The sequence below is a fragment of the Citrobacter sp. Cpo037 genome (assembly GCF_030332945.1).
Taxonomy (GTDB): domain Bacteria; phylum Pseudomonadota; class Gammaproteobacteria; order Enterobacterales; family Enterobacteriaceae; genus Citrobacter; species Citrobacter portucalensis.
Genome location: NZ_JAOWGW010000069.1, coordinates 196,961 through 213,143, shown reverse-complemented (window position 1 = coordinate 213,143; position 16,183 = coordinate 196,961). Strand labels below are relative to the sequence as shown.

Below are 16,183 nucleotides of genomic sequence, written 5' to 3'. Positions count from 1 at the left end.
ATAACCCTTTCGTGACAATTTTCAGGGAGAGAGTATGTCTCATATAAATTACAACCATCTGTACTACTTTTGGCATGTCTATAAAGAAGGGTCAGTGGTTGGTGCAGCAGAAGCGCTTTATCTGACACCGCAGACCATTACCGGGCAGATTAAAGCGCTTGAGGAACGCTTACAGGGAAAATTGTTTAAGCGGAAGGGGCGTGGGCTGGAGCCCAGTGAGTTAGGCGAATTGGTTTTTCGTTACGCGGATAAGATGTTCACCTTAAGCCAGGAAATGCTGGATATCGTGAACTACCGCAAAGAGTCTAATTTGCTGTTCGATGTCGGCGTGGCGGATGCGCTATCGAAGCAGTTGGTCAGTAGCGTACTGGATGCCGCTGTGGTTGAAGATGAACAAATCCATCTGCGTTGTTTTGAATCAACGCATGAGATGCTGTTGGATCAACTCAGCCAACATAAGCTGGATATGATCATCTCCGACTGCCCGATCGATTCTACGCAGCAGGAAGGGTTGTTCTCAGTGCGGATAGGCGAGTGCAGCGTGAGTTTTTGGTGCACCAAACCGCTGCCTGAAAAACCATTCCCGGCCTGCCTTGAGGAGCGTCGGTTGCTGATCCCTGGGCGCCGTTCGATGCTCGGACGTAAGCTGCTGAACTGGATCAACTCACAAGGATTGAATGTCGAAATCCTCGGTGAGTTTGATGACGCCGCGCTGATGAAAGCGTTTGGGGCAACGCATAATGCTATTTTTGTTGCACCTACGCTGTATTCGCACAATTTCTATGCCGATGATTCTATTGTTGAAATTGGACGCGTAGAAAATGTGATGGAAGAGTATCACGCCATATTTGCGGAAAGGATGATCCAGCATCCGGCGGTGCAGCGTATCTGCAATGCGGACTACTCGGCGCTCTTTACGCCAACGAACAAATGACAGACATAAAAAAACCCGCTTGTGCGGGTTTTTTCACAAAGCGACAACAAGCAGGCGATTAAGCCAGTTTGTTGATCTGTGCAGTCAGGTTTGCTTTATGACGTGCAGCTTTGTTTTTGTGGATCAGACCTTTAGCAGCCTGACGGTCCACGATTGGTTGCATTTCGTTAAATGCTTTCAGTGCAGTAGCTTTGTCGCCAGCTTCGATAGCTGCGTATACTTTCTTGATGAAAGTACGCATCATAGAGCGACGGCTAGCGTTGTGCTTGCGGGCCTTTTCAGACTGAACGGCGCGCTTCTTAGCTGATTTGATATTAGCCAAGGTCCAACTCCCAAATGTGTTCTATATGGACAATTCAAAGGCCGAGGAATATGCCCTTTTAGCCTTCTTTTGTCAATGGATTTGTGCAAATAAGCGCCGTTTAAATTGCAGCACTCGTTGCGTAGTGATGGCGCAGGATTCTACCAGCTTGCGTGGCGTGAATACAGCTTTTCCACGAGAAAAATTGCATTGGCGTGCCCGTGAAGGTCTGCAATTTGTTTCATAACAATGAAAACAATCCTCTTTCTGTTTCGTAGAAACAATCGCCGGTTAACGTTGACCGCGGTACAGGGTATACTTTCACGATTTTCACTGTTTTGAGCCAGACATGAAGCTGATACGAGGCATACATAATCTCAGTCAGGCCCCGCATGGGTGTGTGCTGACTATTGGTAATTTCGACGGCGTGCACCGTGGTCACCGTGCGTTGCTGCAGGGTTTACGGGAAGAAGGGCGCAAACGCAATTTACCGGTGATGGTGATGATTTTCGAGCCGCAGCCGCTAGAGCTGTTTGCGACCGACAAGTCACCTGCGCGCCTCACTCGCCTGCGCGAAAAACTGCGTTATCTGGCGGAATGCGGCGTGGACTACGTGCTGTGCGTGCGTTTTGACAGGCGCTTTGCGGCATTAACGGCGCAGACCTTCATCAGCGATCTGCTGGTTAAGCGCCTTGGTGTACAATTTCTTGCCGTTGGTGATGATTTCCGCTTTGGCGCTAGCCGTGCGGGCGATTTCTTGTTATTACAGGAAGCGGGCGCTGAGTATGGTTTTGATATCACCAGCACCCAAACCTTCTGCGAAGGCGGTGTGCGCATTAGCAGCACCGCGGTACGTCAGGCGCTGGCAGAAGATAACCTGCAACTGGCCGAAAGCCTGCTTGGGCATCCTTTTACTATCTCAGGACGTGTCGTTCACGGTGATGAATTAGGGCGCACCATCGGTTTTCCGACGGCAAACTTACCGCTGCGTCGCCAGGTTTCCCCGGTGAAAGGGGTTTATGCAGTTGAAGTGATGGGACTGGGTGACAAACCTTTACCCGGCGTCGCCAACATCGGCACCCGCCCGACGGTAGCAGGCGTACGCCAACAGTTGGAAGTGCATCTATTGGACGTTGTAATGGACCTGTATGGTCGCCATATAGATGTAGTACTGCGTAAAAAAATACGCAGCGAACAGCGATTTGCCTCGCTGGATGAGCTAAAAGCGCAGATTGCGCGTGATGAGTTGACTGCCCGTGAATTTTTTGGGCTAACAAAACCGGCTTAATGCCTATACGAGTTTTAAATACGGAACCGAGAATCTGATGAGTGACTATAAATCAACCCTGAATTTGCCGGAAACAGGGTTCCCGATGCGCGGCGATCTCGCCAAGCGCGAACCGGGAATGCTGGCGCGTTGGACTGATGATGACCTGTACGGCATCATTCGTGCGGCCAAAAAAGGCAAAAAAACCTTCATTCTGCATGATGGCCCTCCTTATGCGAATGGCAGCATTCATATTGGTCACTCGGTTAACAAGATTCTGAAAGACATTATCGTGAAGTCCAAAGGACTCACGGGTTATGACTCGCCTTACGTTCCGGGCTGGGACTGCCACGGTCTGCCGATCGAGCTGAAAGTAGAGCAGGAATACGGCAAACCGGGCGAGAAGTTTACCGCCGCTGAGTTCCGTGCCAAGTGCCGCGAATACGCAGCGACCCAGGTTGACGGTCAGCGTAAAGACTTTATCCGTCTTGGCGTACTGGGCGACTGGTCGCATCCGTACCTGACCATGGACTTCAAAACCGAAGCCAACATCATTCGTGCGCTGGGTAAAATCATCGGTAACGGTCACCTGCACAAAGGTGCGAAGCCGGTGCACTGGTGCGTTGACTGCCGTTCCGCGCTGGCGGAAGCGGAAGTTGAGTATTATGACAAAACCTCCCCGTCCATCGACGTAGCGTTCCACGCTGCCGATCAGGATGCGGTGAAAGCGAAATTTGGCGTTTCTGACGTCAACGGCCCGATCTCTCTGGTTATCTGGACCACTACCCCGTGGACGTTACCGGCGAACCGCGCAATCTCTCTGGCACCTGATTTTGACTATGCGCTGGTGCAGATTGACGGCCAGGCTGTGATTCTGGCGAAAGATCTGGTTGAAAGCGTTATGCAGCGTATTGGCGCGGCTGAATACACCATTCTCGGCACCGTTAAAGGCGCTGAGCTGGAACTGCTGCGCTTTACCCATCCGTTTATGGGCTTCGATGTACCGGCTATCCTTGGCGATCACGTTACGCTGGATGCGGGTACCGGTGCGGTTCATACCGCTGGCGGTCACGGTCCGGATGACTACGTCATCAGCCAGAAATACGGCCTGGAAATCGCTAACCCGGTTGGCCCGGACGGCGCATACCTGGCGGGTACCTATCCGGATCTGGACGGCGTGAACGTCTTTAAAGCCAACGACAAAATCGTTGCGCTGCTGAGCGAAAAAGGTGCGCTGCTGCACGTTGAGAAGATGCAGCACAGCTACCCATGCTGCTGGCGTCACAAGTCACCGATCATCTTCCGCGCGACCCCACAGTGGTTCGTCAGCATGGATCAAAAAGGCCTGCGCGCACAGTCGCTGAAAGAGATCAAAGGCGTGCAGTGGATCCCGGACTGGGGCCAGGCGCGTATTGAATCGATGGTTGCCAACCGTCCTGACTGGTGTATCTCCCGTCAGCGTACGTGGGGTGTGCCGATGTCTCTGTTTGTTCACAAAGACACCGAAGAGCTGCACCCGCGCGCTATCGAACTGATGGAAGAAGTGGCTAAACGCGTTGAAGTTGACGGCATCCAGGCGTGGTGGGATCTCGATCCGAAAGATATCCTCGGCGACGAAGCTGACCAGTATGTCAAAGTCCCGGATACGCTGGACGTGTGGTTCGACTCTGGTTCAACCCACTCCTCCGTCGTGGACGTGCGTCCTGAGTTTGCGGGCCATGCGGCAGATATGTATCTGGAAGGCTCTGACCAGCATCGTGGCTGGTTCATGTCATCTCTGATGATCTCCACCGCCATGAAAGGCAAAGCACCTTATCGCCAGGTACTGACCCACGGTTTTACCGTTGATGGTCAGGGCCGTAAGATGTCCAAGTCTATCGGTAACACCGTTTCTCCGCAGGATGTGATGAACAAACTGGGCGCGGATATTCTGCGTCTGTGGGTGGCTTCAACCGACTATACCGGTGAAATGGCCGTTTCTGACGAAATCCTGAAACGTGCTGCCGACAGCTATCGTCGTATCCGTAACACCGCGCGCTTCCTGCTGGCGAACCTGAATGGGTTCGATCCGGTTAAAGACATGGTGAAACCGGAAGAGATGGTGGTTCTGGACAGGTGGGCGGTAGGTTGTGCGCAAGCGGCGCAGGACGAAATCCTGAAAGCCTATGAAGCCTATGACTTCCACGAGGTGGTACAGCGCCTGATGCGCTTCTGCTCCGTCGAAATGGGTTCGTTCTACCTCGACATCATCAAAGACCGTCAGTACACCGCGAAAGCGGACAGCGTGGCGCGTCGTAGCTGCCAGACTGCGCTGTTCCATATCGCTGAAGCGCTGGTTCGTTGGATGGCACCGATCATGTCCTTCACCGCCGATGAAATCTGGGGCTACCTGCCGGGCGATCGTGAGAAGTATGTCTTTACCGGTGAATGGTACGAAGGTCTGTTTGGCTTAGGCGAAACCGAGGCGATGAACGATGCCTTCTGGGACGAGCTGCTGAAAGTGCGTGGCGAAGTGAACAAAGTCATCGAACAGGCACGTGCGGATAAGAAAGTCGGTGGTTCTCTGGAAGCGGCAGTGACCCTGTACGCTGAACCTGAGCTGGCGGCGAAACTGACCGCGCTGGGCGAAGAGTTGCGTTTTGTACTGCTGACCTCTGGTGCGACGGTTGCGGATTATGCAGCGGCTCCTGCTGATGCTCAGCAGAGCGAACTGCTCAAAGGTCTGAAAATCGTACTGAGCAAAGCCGAAGGTGAGAAATGCCCGCGCTGCTGGCATTACACTACCGACGTCGGCCAGGTGGCGGAACATGCAGATATCTGCGGACGCTGTGTCAGCAACATCGCCGGTGATGGCGAACAACGTAAGTTTGCCTGATGAGTAAGCCTCTTTGTTCAACAGGACTACGCTGGCTGTGGCTGGTGGTAGTCGTGCTGATTATCGATTTAGGCAGCAAATACCTGATCCTCCAGAACTTTGCTCTGGGGGATACGGTGTCGCTGTTTCCGTCGCTTAATCTGCACTACGCGCGTAACTACGGTGCGGCGTTTAGCTTCTTAGCTGACAGCGGCGGCTGGCAACGTTGGTTCTTTGCCGGCATCGCCATCGGTATTTGCGTCATCCTGATGGTGATGATGTATCGCTCGAAGGCGACGCAGAAGCTGAACAACATCGCGTATGCGTTAATCATTGGCGGTGCGCTGGGCAACTTGTTCGACCGCCTGTGGCACGGCTTCGTGGTTGATATGATTGACTTTTACGTCGGCGACTGGCATTTCGCGACCTTCAATCTGGCCGATACTGCTATCTGTATCGGCGCGGCATTGATTGTGCTCGAAGGCTTCCTGCCGTCGAAAGAGAAAAAAGCCGCATAAAAAAATGCCGGATGGCGCTATGCTAATCCGGCCTACAATTTACTGCGATGCTTGTTTGCCCGGTAAGCGTAGCGCCACCGGGCAAACAGGCGGCAGCAATTTTAAAGAGCAACCTGCATGTCTAAATCAGTACAGAGTAACAGTGCGGTGCTGGTGCACTTCACCCTTAAGCTCGACGATGGCTCAACCGCAGAGTCAACCCGCAATAACGGCAAGCCTGCGCTGTTTCGCCTGGGTGACGGTTCTCTGTCTGAAGGACTGGAACAACACCTGCTGGGGCTAAAAGAAGGTGATAAAACCACTTTTGCTCTGGAACCGGATGCCGCCTTTGGCGTGTCAAGCCCGGACTTAATTCAGTATTTCTCGCGTCGGGAATTTATGGACGCGGGCGAGCCAGAAATTGGCGCTATCATGCTCTTTACCGCAATGGACGGCAGTGAGATGCCTGGTGTGATCCGCGAAATCAACGGTGACTCGATCACGGTTGATTTCAACCATCCGCTGGCCGGGCATACCGTTCATTTTGATATTGAAGTGCTGGAAATCGAACCGGCACTGGAGGCGTAAAATGCAGATCCTGTTGGCCAACCCGCGCGGTTTTTGCGCTGGCGTAGACCGCGCTATCAGCATTGTGGAAAACGCGCTGGCTATTTATGGCGCGCCGATTTATGTCCGTCACGAGGTGGTGCATAACCGCTATGTGGTGGATAGCCTGCGCGAGCGCGGCGCTATTTTTATTGAGCAAATCAGCGAAGTGCCGGATGGCGCGATCCTGATTTTTTCCGCTCACGGCGTGTCTCAGGCGGTGCGTAACGAAGCCAAAGGCCGCGACCTCACGGTTTTTGATGCAACCTGTCCGTTGGTAACGAAAGTGCATATGGAAGTTGCCCGCGCCAGCCGTCGTGGCGAAGAATCCATTCTGATTGGTCACGCCGGGCACCCGGAAGTTGAAGGCACAATGGGTCAGTACAGCAACCCGCAAGGGGGAATGTATCTGGTTGAATCACCGGATGATGTGCTGAAACTCAATGTGAAAAATGAAGGAAAATTATCCTTCATGACACAGACAACGCTTTCCGTTGACGACACTTCTGACGTTATTGATGCGCTGCGTCAACGCTTCCCGAAAATTGTCGGGCCGCGCAAAGACGATATCTGTTATGCCACCACCAACCGTCAGGAAGCGGTTCGCGCGCTGGCGGAACAGGCTGATGTTGTGCTGGTGGTCGGCTCGAAGAACTCCTCTAACTCCAACCGTCTGGCTGAACTGGCCCAGCGCATGGGGAAAGCTGCGTATTTGATTGACGATGCGACCGACATCCAGGAAGCGTGGGTGAAAGAAGCGAAGTGTGTGGGCGTGACGGCCGGAGCCTCGGCGCCGGATATCCTGGTGCAAAATGTGATTGCTCGCCTGCAAGAGCTTGGCGGTGGGGAAGCGATCCCACTGGAAGGCCGCGAAGAGAACATCGTTTTCGAAGTGCCGAAAGAGCTGCGTGTGGATGTTCGTGAAGTAGAGTAAGTCTTTTCGGTTACGATTATGAGAAGATGCCAGACTTAACGTCTGGCATTTTTTTATGGAGAAACCATGCGCTTACCGATCATTCTTGATACCGATCCCGGCATTGATGATGCCGCCGCCATTGCCGCCGCGCTGTTTGCCCCTGAGCTGGATCTGCAACTGATGACCACGGTAGCAGGCAATGTTTCGGTGGAAAAAACCACCCGTAATGCGTTGCAGTTGCTGCACTTCTGGAATGCGGATGTTCCGCTGGCGCAGGGGGCATCAATGCCGCTGGTGCGGCCGCTGCGTGATGCCGCTTCCGTGCACGGCGAGTCCGGTATGGAAGGGTATGAATTTGTCGAACACGACCGCCAGGCGATGGCAAAACCCGCTTTCCAGGCGATTCGCGATGCGTTGATGCATGCCCCGCAGCCCGTGACGCTTGTAGCGATTGGCCCGCTGACCAACATTGCGCTGCTGCTGACTCATTATCCTGAATGCGTATTCAACATTCAGCGTCTGGTGATTATGGGCGGCTCTGCCGGGCGCGGGAACTTCACACCCAACGCCGAGTTTAATATTGCTATCGATCCCGAGGCCGCAGCGAAAGTCTTCCAGAGTGGGCTGGAGATTGTGATGTGTGGGCTGGATGTCACTAATCAGGCTATGCTCGCCCCGGACTATCTGGCGACACTCCCCCAACTTAACCAGACGGGAAAAATGCTGCATGCACTGTTTAGCCATTACCGTAGCGGCAGTATGAATACGGGGCTGCGAATGCACGACCTGTGCGCTATTGCCTGGCTGGTGCGCCCGGAACTGTTTACCCTGCAGCCGTGCTTCGTGGCGGTTGAAACCCAGGGCGAATATACCTCGGGTACGACGGTAGTGGACATTGAAGGACGCTTGGGGCATCCGGCAAATGCGCAGGTTGCGCTGGGCCTGAACGTTGAGGGGTTCCAGCAGTGGGTGGCAGAGGTATTTGCCCGCGCGCTGTAATCAGGTGTTGTGCAACGGCACCTTCTCGCTGAGATAATCAATCATCGCCCGCATTCTGGCGGGCATATGTTGATTGCGCGTCCATAGCAGCCACAGTTCCCCGCTGTAGTCGCTGATAAATTCCCATTCTGGCAGTACCTGGACAATCTCGCCATTGGCGAGTGCCTCGCTGGCGGTGAACAGTGGCAGGCTGCCGATTCCCAGATCCTTTTTTACCGCGTCCAGACGTACACCGGTGTGGTTGGCGGCGTAGCGGCCATGAGTCTGAATGGTCTCCATGCGCTCACCGCGTCGAAACTTCCAGCGTGAATCCGCAGGTGTCTCGCCAAGACTGATACAGCTATGCTCTCGCAGTGCCTGCGGGTGCTCGGGCGTACCGTGCTTGCGTAAGTATTCGGGGGTTGCGCATATCACATGGCTGACCGGCATCAGCGGTTTCCCGTACAGGCCCGGGGAGGGCGACTGACTGATGCGCAGTGCAAGGTCGACGCCGTCGTCGATTAAATCCATATACCGGTCTTCCAGCCGAAGGCAGACGTCCACTTGCGGGTAGCGCGTAAAGAATTCGGCCATCAGTGGATGAATGACAAATCGCCCCACCGCTTTCGGCACGCTGAGGGTCAGTTGCCCTTGCGCGATGGTTTGTCGACTGCTGCCTGAGTCGACGGCCATTTGCGCCGCATGCAGCATTTCCTGCGCGTGTGCATACACAATTGTGCCCGTTTCGCTGAGCGCCAGCTTGCGCGTCGTACGGTGCAGCAGCTTACTGCCCAACGCCTTCTCGAGGCGTGAAGCGCTGCGGCTAATAGCGGAAGGCGTAGCACCCGAGGCTTTGGCGGCAGCGGAGAAGCTCCCCTGGTCGATAATCAACACAAAGGTGGCAAGGTCGGGAAGAAGGTTAGGATTCATTTGTGCGTACCAGGCAAAGATGCATTGAACCAGCGCAGGATTATCGCCGTCAGTAAAGTGAATATACTCTTCCCATCAAGAGGAGAGCAATCATGACTGAACGTCTTTATTACACCAGCGATAACACTGAAGGCCAGGCTAACTTACTGAGTTGCTCGGCTGAACCGGATGGACGGTACTCGGTGGTACTGGATAGAACCCTTTTTCACCCGCAGGGAGGCGGGCAGCCTGCGGATGCGGGCTGGATTGATGATGAGCGGGTTGAAACAGTCCTCGCGCGCGGTGACGATGTGGTGCACATCCTGGCAAAACCGCTCCTCCCCGGCATCGTGAACCTGCGTGTGGATGCCGCGCTGCGTCAACTGCACGCCCGCCTGCACTCGGCAGGACATCTTATCGGCCTGGCGGGTACAGCGTTCGGCTGGCTCCCGGTGAAAGCACACCATTGGCCCAATGAGGGACGCATTACTTTCGCCGCCGGTGAAAACGGTACGTTACCGGATACGCTATCGCTGCAGGAGAAAATCAACGCCTGGCAGGCAGACAATCTCTCCAGACAAGTGACATTCACCGACGGGTTGCGGCAGGTTGGATTTGGTCATCTCCTCGCTTATCCCTGCGGAGGGACGCATGTTGCCCATCTCTCTGAGATTGGACCGGTGACGATTACTCAGGTGAAGATGAAAAAAGGGCAAATGATCGTCAACTACACGCTCGTGCCATAAAACCACACTCGCGAAAATATCTACGCAGACTGGCTGGTTTGTGCTCGTATTTCCGTCGTTTTCCCATCATTTTGCGCCATACTGAGTAAGTTTGACTTCTTTCCTGTACTCCAGCAATGATTCATCCTGCGGGATGAATCATGTCTTTTACTGATATTCCCCTCTGTTTATCATTAAATTCTAATTATGGGTGTTTTCAGCTAGCGGCCTCCGGGCGCGCTGGTTACTCTGAAAACGGTTTACGCAATTTTTATAAAAGAGAATAGCTATGCATGAAGCACAAATCCGTGTCGCCATTGCCGGCGCCGGTGGCCGCATGGGACGGCAGTTAATCCAGGCCGCCATGGCGATGGAAGGTGTTCAATTGGGTGCCGCGTTAGAGCGCGAAGGCTCGTCCTTACTGGGAAGCGATGCCGGAGAATTAGCGGGGGCCGGAAAAACGGGCGTTACCGTGCAAAGCAGCCTTGACGCGGTGAAAGATGATTTCGATGTTTTCATCGATTTTACCCGCCCGGAAGGCACGCTGGCGCATCTGGCGTTTTGCCGCCAGCACGGTAAAGGGATGGTGATTGGCACCACCGGCTTTGACGATGCCGGCAAACAGGCTATTCGTGATGCCGCGCAGGAGATTGCGATCGTTTTCGCCGCGAACTTTAGCGTCGGCGTGAACGTTATGCTTAAGCTGCTGGAGAAGGCGGCGAAAGTGATGGGCGATTACACCGATATTGAGATTATTGAAGCTCACCACCGCCATAAAGTTGATGCGCCGTCAGGCACTGCGCTGGCGATGGGCGAGGCGATTGCCGGGGCGCTGGATAAAGATTTAAAAGAGTGTGCCGTCTATTCGCGTGAGGGTTACACCGGCGAGCGCGTACCGGGCACGATCGGTTTTGCCACGGTGCGGGCGGGGGATATCGTCGGTGAGCACACCGCGATGTTTGCTGATATTGGCGAGCGTATTGAGATCACGCATAAAGCGTCCAGCCGCATGACTTTTGCCAATGGCGCAGTGCGTTCGGCAATTTGGCTAAAATCAAAGTCAAATGGTCTTTTTGATATGAAAGATGTGCTTGATTTACGCAGTTTATAGCTTTAATTACCCTTCGTGATGTGGTTATTGTAATCATAATTGTTTGATTACATAGGGCAATATTTTATTGCCCTTTTATTTTTAGCTTCTGAATGTGTTTTTTCTTTTTATTGGTTATTTTTCCGTATTTTGTTGGGTGATCCTGTTATCTCAATGTAAATTTTGACCAAATGGTCCACTTTTTTCTCTCCCGCATTCTGTTTTTACACTCTTTGCCTGCCGCAAGCGTTTTCCACCCCGAGTTAGCTGATCTTTTTGCCTGTTAAATCGTGTGATTTATCCCAGTGGCGCAAAATAATAATAAAAATTGCCCTTTTGGGTAGACTTTTACGTGGGCTATCTCTAGAATGCCGCCGTTTGCCAGAAATCCATAGGTAAGCAAATTTGCATTGATTCATGAGGTGTTAATGAATTAATATGCAAATAAAGTGAGTGAATATTCTCTGGAGGGTGTTTTGATTAAGTCAGCGCTATTGGTTCTGGAAGACGGAACCCAGTTTCACGGTCGGGCCATAGGGGCAACAGGTTCGGCGGTTGGGGAAGTCGTTTTCAATACTTCAATGACCGGTTATCAAGAAATCCTCACTGATCCTTCCTATTCCCGCCAAATCGTCACTCTTACTTATCCTCATATCGGTAATGTCGGCACCAATGAAGCCGATGCAGAATCTTCTCAGGTACATGCGCAAGGCCTGGTCATCCGCGACCTGCCGCTGATTGCCAGCAACTTCCGCGATACTGAAGACCTCTCTTCTTACCTCAAGCGCCATAACATTGTGGCGATTGCTGATATCGATACCCGTAAGCTGACGCGTTTGCTGCGTGAAAAGGGCGCACAGAACGGCTGCATCATCGCGGGAGATAACCCGGATGCGGCGCTGGCACTGGAAAAAGCAAAAGCTTTCCCTGGCCTGAACGGTATGGATCTGGCGAAAGAGGTAACCACCGCGGAGCCTTATAGCTGGACGCAGGGGAGCTGGACGCTGGCCGGTGACCTGCCGGAAGCGAAATCTGCCGATGAACTGCCTTTCCACGTTGTGGCTTACGATTTCGGCGCCAAACGTAACATTCTGCGTATGTTAGCGGACCGCGGCTGCCGCCTGACGGTTGTACCGGCGAAAACCTCAGCAGAAGACGTTCTGAAGATGAATCCGGACGGTATCTTCCTGTCCAACGGCCCTGGCGACCCGGCGCCGTGCGACTACGCGATTACCGCGATTCAGAAATTCCTCGAAACCGATATTCCGGTATTTGGCATCTGCCTCGGCCATCAGCTGCTGGCGCTGGCGAGCGGCGCGAAGACCATTAAGATGAAGTTTGGCCACCACGGCGGCAACCATCCGGTAAAAGATATTGATAACAATACCGTGATGATCACCGCACAGAACCACGGTTTTGCTGTAGATGAAGCCTCCATGCCTGCCAACCTGCGCGTGACCCACAAGTCACTGTTCGACGGCACCTTGCAGGGGATTCATCGTACCGATAAACCGGCGTTTAGCTTCCAGGGGCACCCTGAAGCGAGTCCGGGTCCGCACGACGCTGCACCGTTGTTCGACCACTTTATCGAGTTAATTGAGCAATACCGTCAGTCCGCGAAATAATCAGGAGTAAAAGAGCCATGCCAAAACGTACAGACATAAAAAGTATCCTGATTCTGGGCGCGGGTCCGATTGTTATCGGTCAGGCGTGTGAGTTTGACTATTCCGGCGCGCAGGCGTGTAAAGCCCTGCGTGAAGAGGGTTACCGCGTTATTCTGGTGAACTCCAACCCGGCAACCATCATGACCGACCCGGAAATGGCCGATGCCACTTACATCGAGCCGATTCACTGGGAAGTGGTGCGCAAAATTATTGAGAAAGAACGCCCGGATGCGGTGCTGCCAACCATGGGCGGTCAGACAGCGCTGAACTGTGCGCTGGAACTGGAACGCCAGGGCGTACTGGCTGAGTTCGGCGTGACCATGATTGGCGCAACGGCGGATGCCATTGATAAAGCGGAAGACCGTCGTCGCTTCGATATCGCGATGAAGAAGATTGGTCTCGACACCGCACGTTCAGGCATCGCTCACACCATGGAAGAAGCGCTGGCGGTTGCCGCTGACGTTGGCTTCCCGTGCATTATCCGCCCTAGCTTCACCATGGGCGGCACCGGTGGCGGTATCGCCTACAACCGCGAAGAGTTCGAAGAAATCTGCGAACGCGGTCTGGATCTTTCCCCAACCAACGAGCTGCTGATTGATGAATCACTGATTGGCTGGAAAGAGTACGAGATGGAAGTGGTGCGTGATAAAAACGACAACTGCATCATCGTCTGCTCCATCGAAAACTTCGATGCGATGGGCATCCATACCGGTGACTCCATCACCGTAGCACCTGCCCAGACGCTGACCGACAAAGAATATCAAATCATGCGTAACGCCTCGATGGCGGTACTGCGTGAAATCGGCGTAGAAACCGGCGGCTCTAACGTCCAGTTTGCGGTAAACCCGAAAAACGGTCGCCTGATTGTCATCGAGATGAACCCGCGCGTATCCCGCTCCTCGGCGCTGGCGTCCAAAGCTACCGGCTTCCCGATTGCGAAAGTCGCCGCCAAGCTGGCCGTAGGTTACACCCTCGACGAACTGATGAACGACATCACCGGTGGCCGTACTCCGGCCTCGTTTGAACCGTCCATCGACTACGTTGTGACGAAAATACCACGCTTCAACTTCGAGAAATTCGTTGGTGCTAACGACCGCCTGACCACGCAGATGAAATCTGTCGGTGAAGTGATGGCGATTGGCCGTACCCAGCAGGAATCGCTGCAGAAAGCGCTGCGCGGTCTGGAAGTGGGCGCGACCGGCTTCGACCCGAAAGTAAGCCTGGACGACCCGGAAGCACTGACTAAAATCCGTCGTGAGCTGAAAGACGCTGGCGCTGAGCGTATCTGGTACATCGCCGATGCCTTCCGTGCTGGCCTGTCCGTCGATGGCGTGTTCAACCTGACCAACATCGACCGCTGGTTCCTGGTGCAGATTGAAGAGCTGGTACGTCTGGAAGAAAAAGTCACCGACCTTGGCATCAACGGCCTCGACGCTGACTTCCTGCGCGTACTGAAGCGTAAAGGCTTCGCCGATGCGCGTCTGGCGAAACTGGCCGGCGTTCGCGAAGCGGAAATCCGCAAACTGCGCGACCAGTACAATCTGCACCCGGTCTACAAACGCGTGGATACCTGTGCGGCAGAATTTGCCACCGACACCGCTTACATGTACTCCACATATGAAGATGAGTGCGAAGCGAACCCGTCCGTTGACCGCGATAAAATCATGGTGCTGGGCGGTGGTCCAAACCGTATCGGTCAGGGTATTGAGTTTGACTACTGCTGCGTACACGCCTCGCTGGCGCTGCGCGAAGACGGTTACGAGACCATCATGGTCAACTGTAACCCGGAAACCGTTTCAACTGATTACGACACCTCTGACCGCCTGTACTTCGAACCGGTCACGCTGGAAGACGTACTGGAAATCGTGCGTATCGAGAAGCCGAAAGGCGTCATCGTACAGTACGGCGGACAGACCCCGCTGAAGCTGGCGCGTGCGCTGGAAGCGGCAGGTGTACCGGTTATCGGTACCAGCCCGGATGCCATCGACCGCGCGGAAGACCGCGAGCGTTTCCAGCAGGCGGTTGACCGTCTGAAGCTGAAACAACCGGCGAACGCTACCGTAACGGCTATCGAACAGGCTGTTGAGAAGGCGAAAGAGATTGGCTACCCGCTGGTAGTGCGTCCGTCGTATGTTCTCGGTGGTCGCGCGATGGAAATCGTCTACGACGAAGCCGACCTGCGTCGCTACTTCCAGACCGCAGTCAGCGTTTCTAACGATGCGCCGGTACTGCTGGACCGTTTCCTTGATGACGCGGTTGAAGTGGACGTGGACGCTATCTGCGACGGTGAAATGGTGCTGATTGGCGGCATCATGGAGCATATCGAACAGGCGGGCGTACACTCCGGTGACTCCGCATGTTCTCTGCCTGCTTACACCCTGAGCCAGGAAATTCAGGATGTGATGCGCCAACAGGTGCAGAAACTGGCCTTCGAACTGCAGGTTCGCGGTCTGATGAACGTCCAGTTTGCGGTGAAGAATAACGAAGTTTACCTGATTGAAGTGAACCCGCGTGCGGCACGTACCGTTCCGTTCGTCTCCAAGGCAACTGGTGTACCGCTGGCGAAAGTCGCGGCGCGCGTGATGGCCGGGAAAACGCTGGCACAGCAGGGCGTAACCAAAGAAGTAATCCCTCCGTACTACTCGGTAAAAGAAGTGGTGCTGCCGTTCAACAAATTCCCGGGCGTTGACCCGCTGTTAGGGCCAGAAATGCGCTCTACCGGGGAAGTGATGGGCGTGGGCCGTACCTTCGCGGAAGCGTTCGCCAAGGCACAGCTGGGCAGCAGCTCCACCATGAAAAAACAGGGTCGTGCACTGCTCTCCGTTCGCGAAGGCGATAAAGAGCGCGTGGTTGACCTGGCAGCGAAACTGCTGAAGTTTGGCTTCGAGCTGGATGCGACGCACGGGACCGCGATTGTGCTGGGTGAAGCGGGTATCAATCCACGTCTGGTGAACAAGGTGCATGAAGGTCGTCCGCACATTCAGGACCGTATCAAGAATGGCGAGTACACCTATATCATCAACACCACCGAAGGTCGTCAGGCGATTGAAGACTCCAAGCTGATTCGCCGCAGCGCGCTGCAGTACAAAGTGCATTATGACACTACGCTGAACGGCGGTTTCGCCACAGCGATGGCGTTGAATGCCGATGCCACCGAGAAGGTAATCTCGGTGCAGGAAATGCACGCGCAGATCAAAAAGTAATAAACAAAAGGTCCGGTGAATATTGCTCTAAACGGATCTGTAATATAATTTTGAAAGGGTTTCTGTAAAGAAACCCTTTTTTTGTCTTGCGTAAGGTCATTCCTGGACAAGTCCGTTTCCGTAACCACATTTTCAATGTAATAAGCACGATATTGCTCACACTAATCAACATTCAAGTCGCATACTATTCTTTATATCCACAATTTTAATATGGCTTAGTTTTTATTAATTTGGACAGG

Annotated in this window: 13 protein-coding genes and 1 pseudogene; 12 read left to right on the top strand and 2 right to left on the bottom strand. The window is 53.8% G+C overall.

The window, feature by feature from the left end:
• Window positions 1–34: 34 nt before the first annotated feature.
• Window positions 35–934 carry a transcriptional activator NhaR gene (gene nhaR / locus OGX94_RS16685; RefSeq protein WP_003829732.1) on the top strand — a complete coding sequence of 300 codons (900 nt, stop codon included), beginning with the start codon at window positions 35–37 and terminating at the stop codon, window positions 932–934.
• A 58-nt stretch (window positions 935–992) separates the two neighbouring features.
• Here nhaR and rpsT read toward each other — a convergent pair whose 3' ends face one another.
• Complete coding sequence (rpsT, locus tag OGX94_RS16680) at window positions 993–1,256, bottom strand: 30S ribosomal protein S20 (protein WP_003018940.1); 264 nt, start codon at window positions 1,254–1,256, stop codon at window positions 993–995.
• A 105-nt stretch (window positions 1,257–1,361) separates the two neighbouring features.
• Between rpsT and OGX94_RS16675 the strand changes: the two are divergent.
• The 7 genes and pseudogenes from OGX94_RS16675 (at window position 1,362) to rihC (ending at window position 8,374) form a co-directional block, all read left to right on the top strand.
• Window positions 1,362–1,577, top strand: a pseudogene (locus tag OGX94_RS16675) (DUF2575 domain-containing protein).
• A gap of 7 nt (window positions 1,578–1,584) precedes the next feature.
• A complete protein-coding gene (gene ribF, locus OGX94_RS16670; protein WP_003829725.1) occupies window positions 1,585–2,523 on the top strand; it encodes a bifunctional riboflavin kinase/FAD synthetase in 939 nt (312 codons plus the stop codon).
• Window positions 2,524–2,560: 37 nt separating this feature from the next.
• The gene (ileS, locus tag OGX94_RS16665) at window positions 2,561–5,377 is read left to right on the top strand and encodes an isoleucine--tRNA ligase (RefSeq protein WP_003829724.1); all 2,817 of its coding nucleotides are present in this window, start codon (window positions 2,561–2,563) and stop codon (window positions 5,375–5,377) included.
• Window positions 5,377–5,874 (top strand): signal peptidase II, encoded by a 498-nt coding sequence (gene lspA, locus OGX94_RS16660; protein ID WP_003018932.1) that lies wholly within the window; start codon window positions 5,377–5,379, stop codon window positions 5,872–5,874. The genes ileS and lspA overlap by 1 nt, the downstream gene beginning before the upstream one ends.
• 117 nt (window positions 5,875–5,991) lie before the next feature.
• Window positions 5,992–6,441 carry an FKBP-type peptidyl-prolyl cis-trans isomerase gene (fkpB, locus tag OGX94_RS16655; protein ID WP_003829721.1) on the top strand — a complete coding sequence of 150 codons (450 nt, stop codon included), beginning with the start codon at window positions 5,992–5,994 and terminating at the stop codon, window positions 6,439–6,441.
• A 1-nt stretch (window position 6,442) separates the two neighbouring features.
• Window positions 6,443–7,393 carry a 4-hydroxy-3-methylbut-2-enyl diphosphate reductase gene (gene ispH / locus OGX94_RS16650; RefSeq protein ID WP_003018925.1) on the top strand — a complete coding sequence of 317 codons (951 nt, stop codon included), beginning with the start codon at window positions 6,443–6,445 and terminating at the stop codon, window positions 7,391–7,393.
• 66 nt (window positions 7,394–7,459) lie between these two features.
• Window positions 7,460–8,374, top strand: a complete 915-nt coding sequence (gene rihC / locus OGX94_RS16645; RefSeq protein ID WP_003829716.1) for a ribonucleoside hydrolase RihC — start codon at window positions 7,460–7,462, stop codon at window positions 8,372–8,374.
• Here the strand turns inward: rihC and OGX94_RS16640 are convergent, their stop codons facing one another.
• Complete coding sequence (locus OGX94_RS16640) at window positions 8,375–9,283, bottom strand: LysR family transcriptional regulator (protein ID WP_063941084.1); 909 nt, start codon at window positions 9,281–9,283, stop codon at window positions 8,375–8,377.
• A gap of 92 nt (window positions 9,284–9,375) precedes the next feature.
• Between OGX94_RS16640 and OGX94_RS16635 the strand changes: the two genes are divergently transcribed.
• From OGX94_RS16635 to carB, 4 genes are all read left to right on the top strand, one after another.
• Window positions 9,376–10,008: an alanyl-tRNA editing protein gene (locus OGX94_RS16635; protein ID WP_063941085.1), complete on the top strand. Its 633-nt coding sequence runs from the start codon at window positions 9,376–9,378 to the stop codon at window positions 10,006–10,008.
• A gap of 268 nt (window positions 10,009–10,276) precedes the next feature.
• Window positions 10,277–11,098, top strand: a complete 822-nt coding sequence (dapB, locus tag OGX94_RS16630) for a 4-hydroxy-tetrahydrodipicolinate reductase (protein WP_008786159.1) — start codon at window positions 10,277–10,279, stop codon at window positions 11,096–11,098.
• A 455-nt stretch (window positions 11,099–11,553) separates the two neighbouring features.
• Window positions 11,554–12,702, top strand: a complete 1,149-nt coding sequence (gene carA / locus OGX94_RS16625) for a glutamine-hydrolyzing carbamoyl-phosphate synthase small subunit (protein ID WP_003018918.1) — start codon at window positions 11,554–11,556, stop codon at window positions 12,700–12,702.
• Between the two features lie 17 nt (window positions 12,703–12,719).
• A complete protein-coding gene (carB, locus tag OGX94_RS16620; protein WP_197385299.1) occupies window positions 12,720–15,944 on the top strand; it encodes a carbamoyl-phosphate synthase large subunit in 3,225 nt (1,074 codons plus the stop codon).
• The last annotated feature ends 239 nt before the right edge of the window (window positions 15,945–16,183 follow it).

Bases quoted from the DNA above. Each gene is read 5' to 3' on its own strand.
- ispH (WP_003018925.1), top strand. From the start codon at position 6,443: ATGCAGATCCTGTTGGCCAACCCGCGCGGTTTTTGCGCTGGCGTAGAC.
- OGX94_RS16635 (WP_063941085.1), top strand. From the start codon at position 9,376: ATGACTGAACGTCTTTATTACACCAGCGATAACACTGAAGGCCAGGCT.
- nhaR (WP_003829732.1), top strand. From the start codon at position 35: ATGTCTCATATAAATTACAACCATCTGTACTACTTTTGGCATGTCTAT.
- ribF (WP_003829725.1), top strand. From the start codon at position 1,585: ATGAAGCTGATACGAGGCATACATAATCTCAGTCAGGCCCCGCATGGG.
- OGX94_RS16640 (WP_063941084.1), bottom strand. From the start codon at position 9,283: ATGAATCCTAACCTTCTTCCCGACCTTGCCACCTTTGTGTTGATTATC.
- rihC (WP_003829716.1), top strand. From the start codon at position 7,460: ATGCGCTTACCGATCATTCTTGATACCGATCCCGGCATTGATGATGCC.
- ileS (WP_003829724.1), top strand. From the start codon at position 2,561: ATGAGTGACTATAAATCAACCCTGAATTTGCCGGAAACAGGGTTCCCG.
- dapB (WP_008786159.1), top strand. From the start codon at position 10,277: ATGCATGAAGCACAAATCCGTGTCGCCATTGCCGGCGCCGGTGGCCGC.
- carB (WP_197385299.1), top strand. From the start codon at position 12,720: ATGCCAAAACGTACAGACATAAAAAGTATCCTGATTCTGGGCGCGGGT.
- lspA (WP_003018932.1), top strand. From the start codon at position 5,377: ATGAGTAAGCCTCTTTGTTCAACAGGACTACGCTGGCTGTGGCTGGTG.
- fkpB (WP_003829721.1), top strand. From the start codon at position 5,992: ATGTCTAAATCAGTACAGAGTAACAGTGCGGTGCTGGTGCACTTCACC.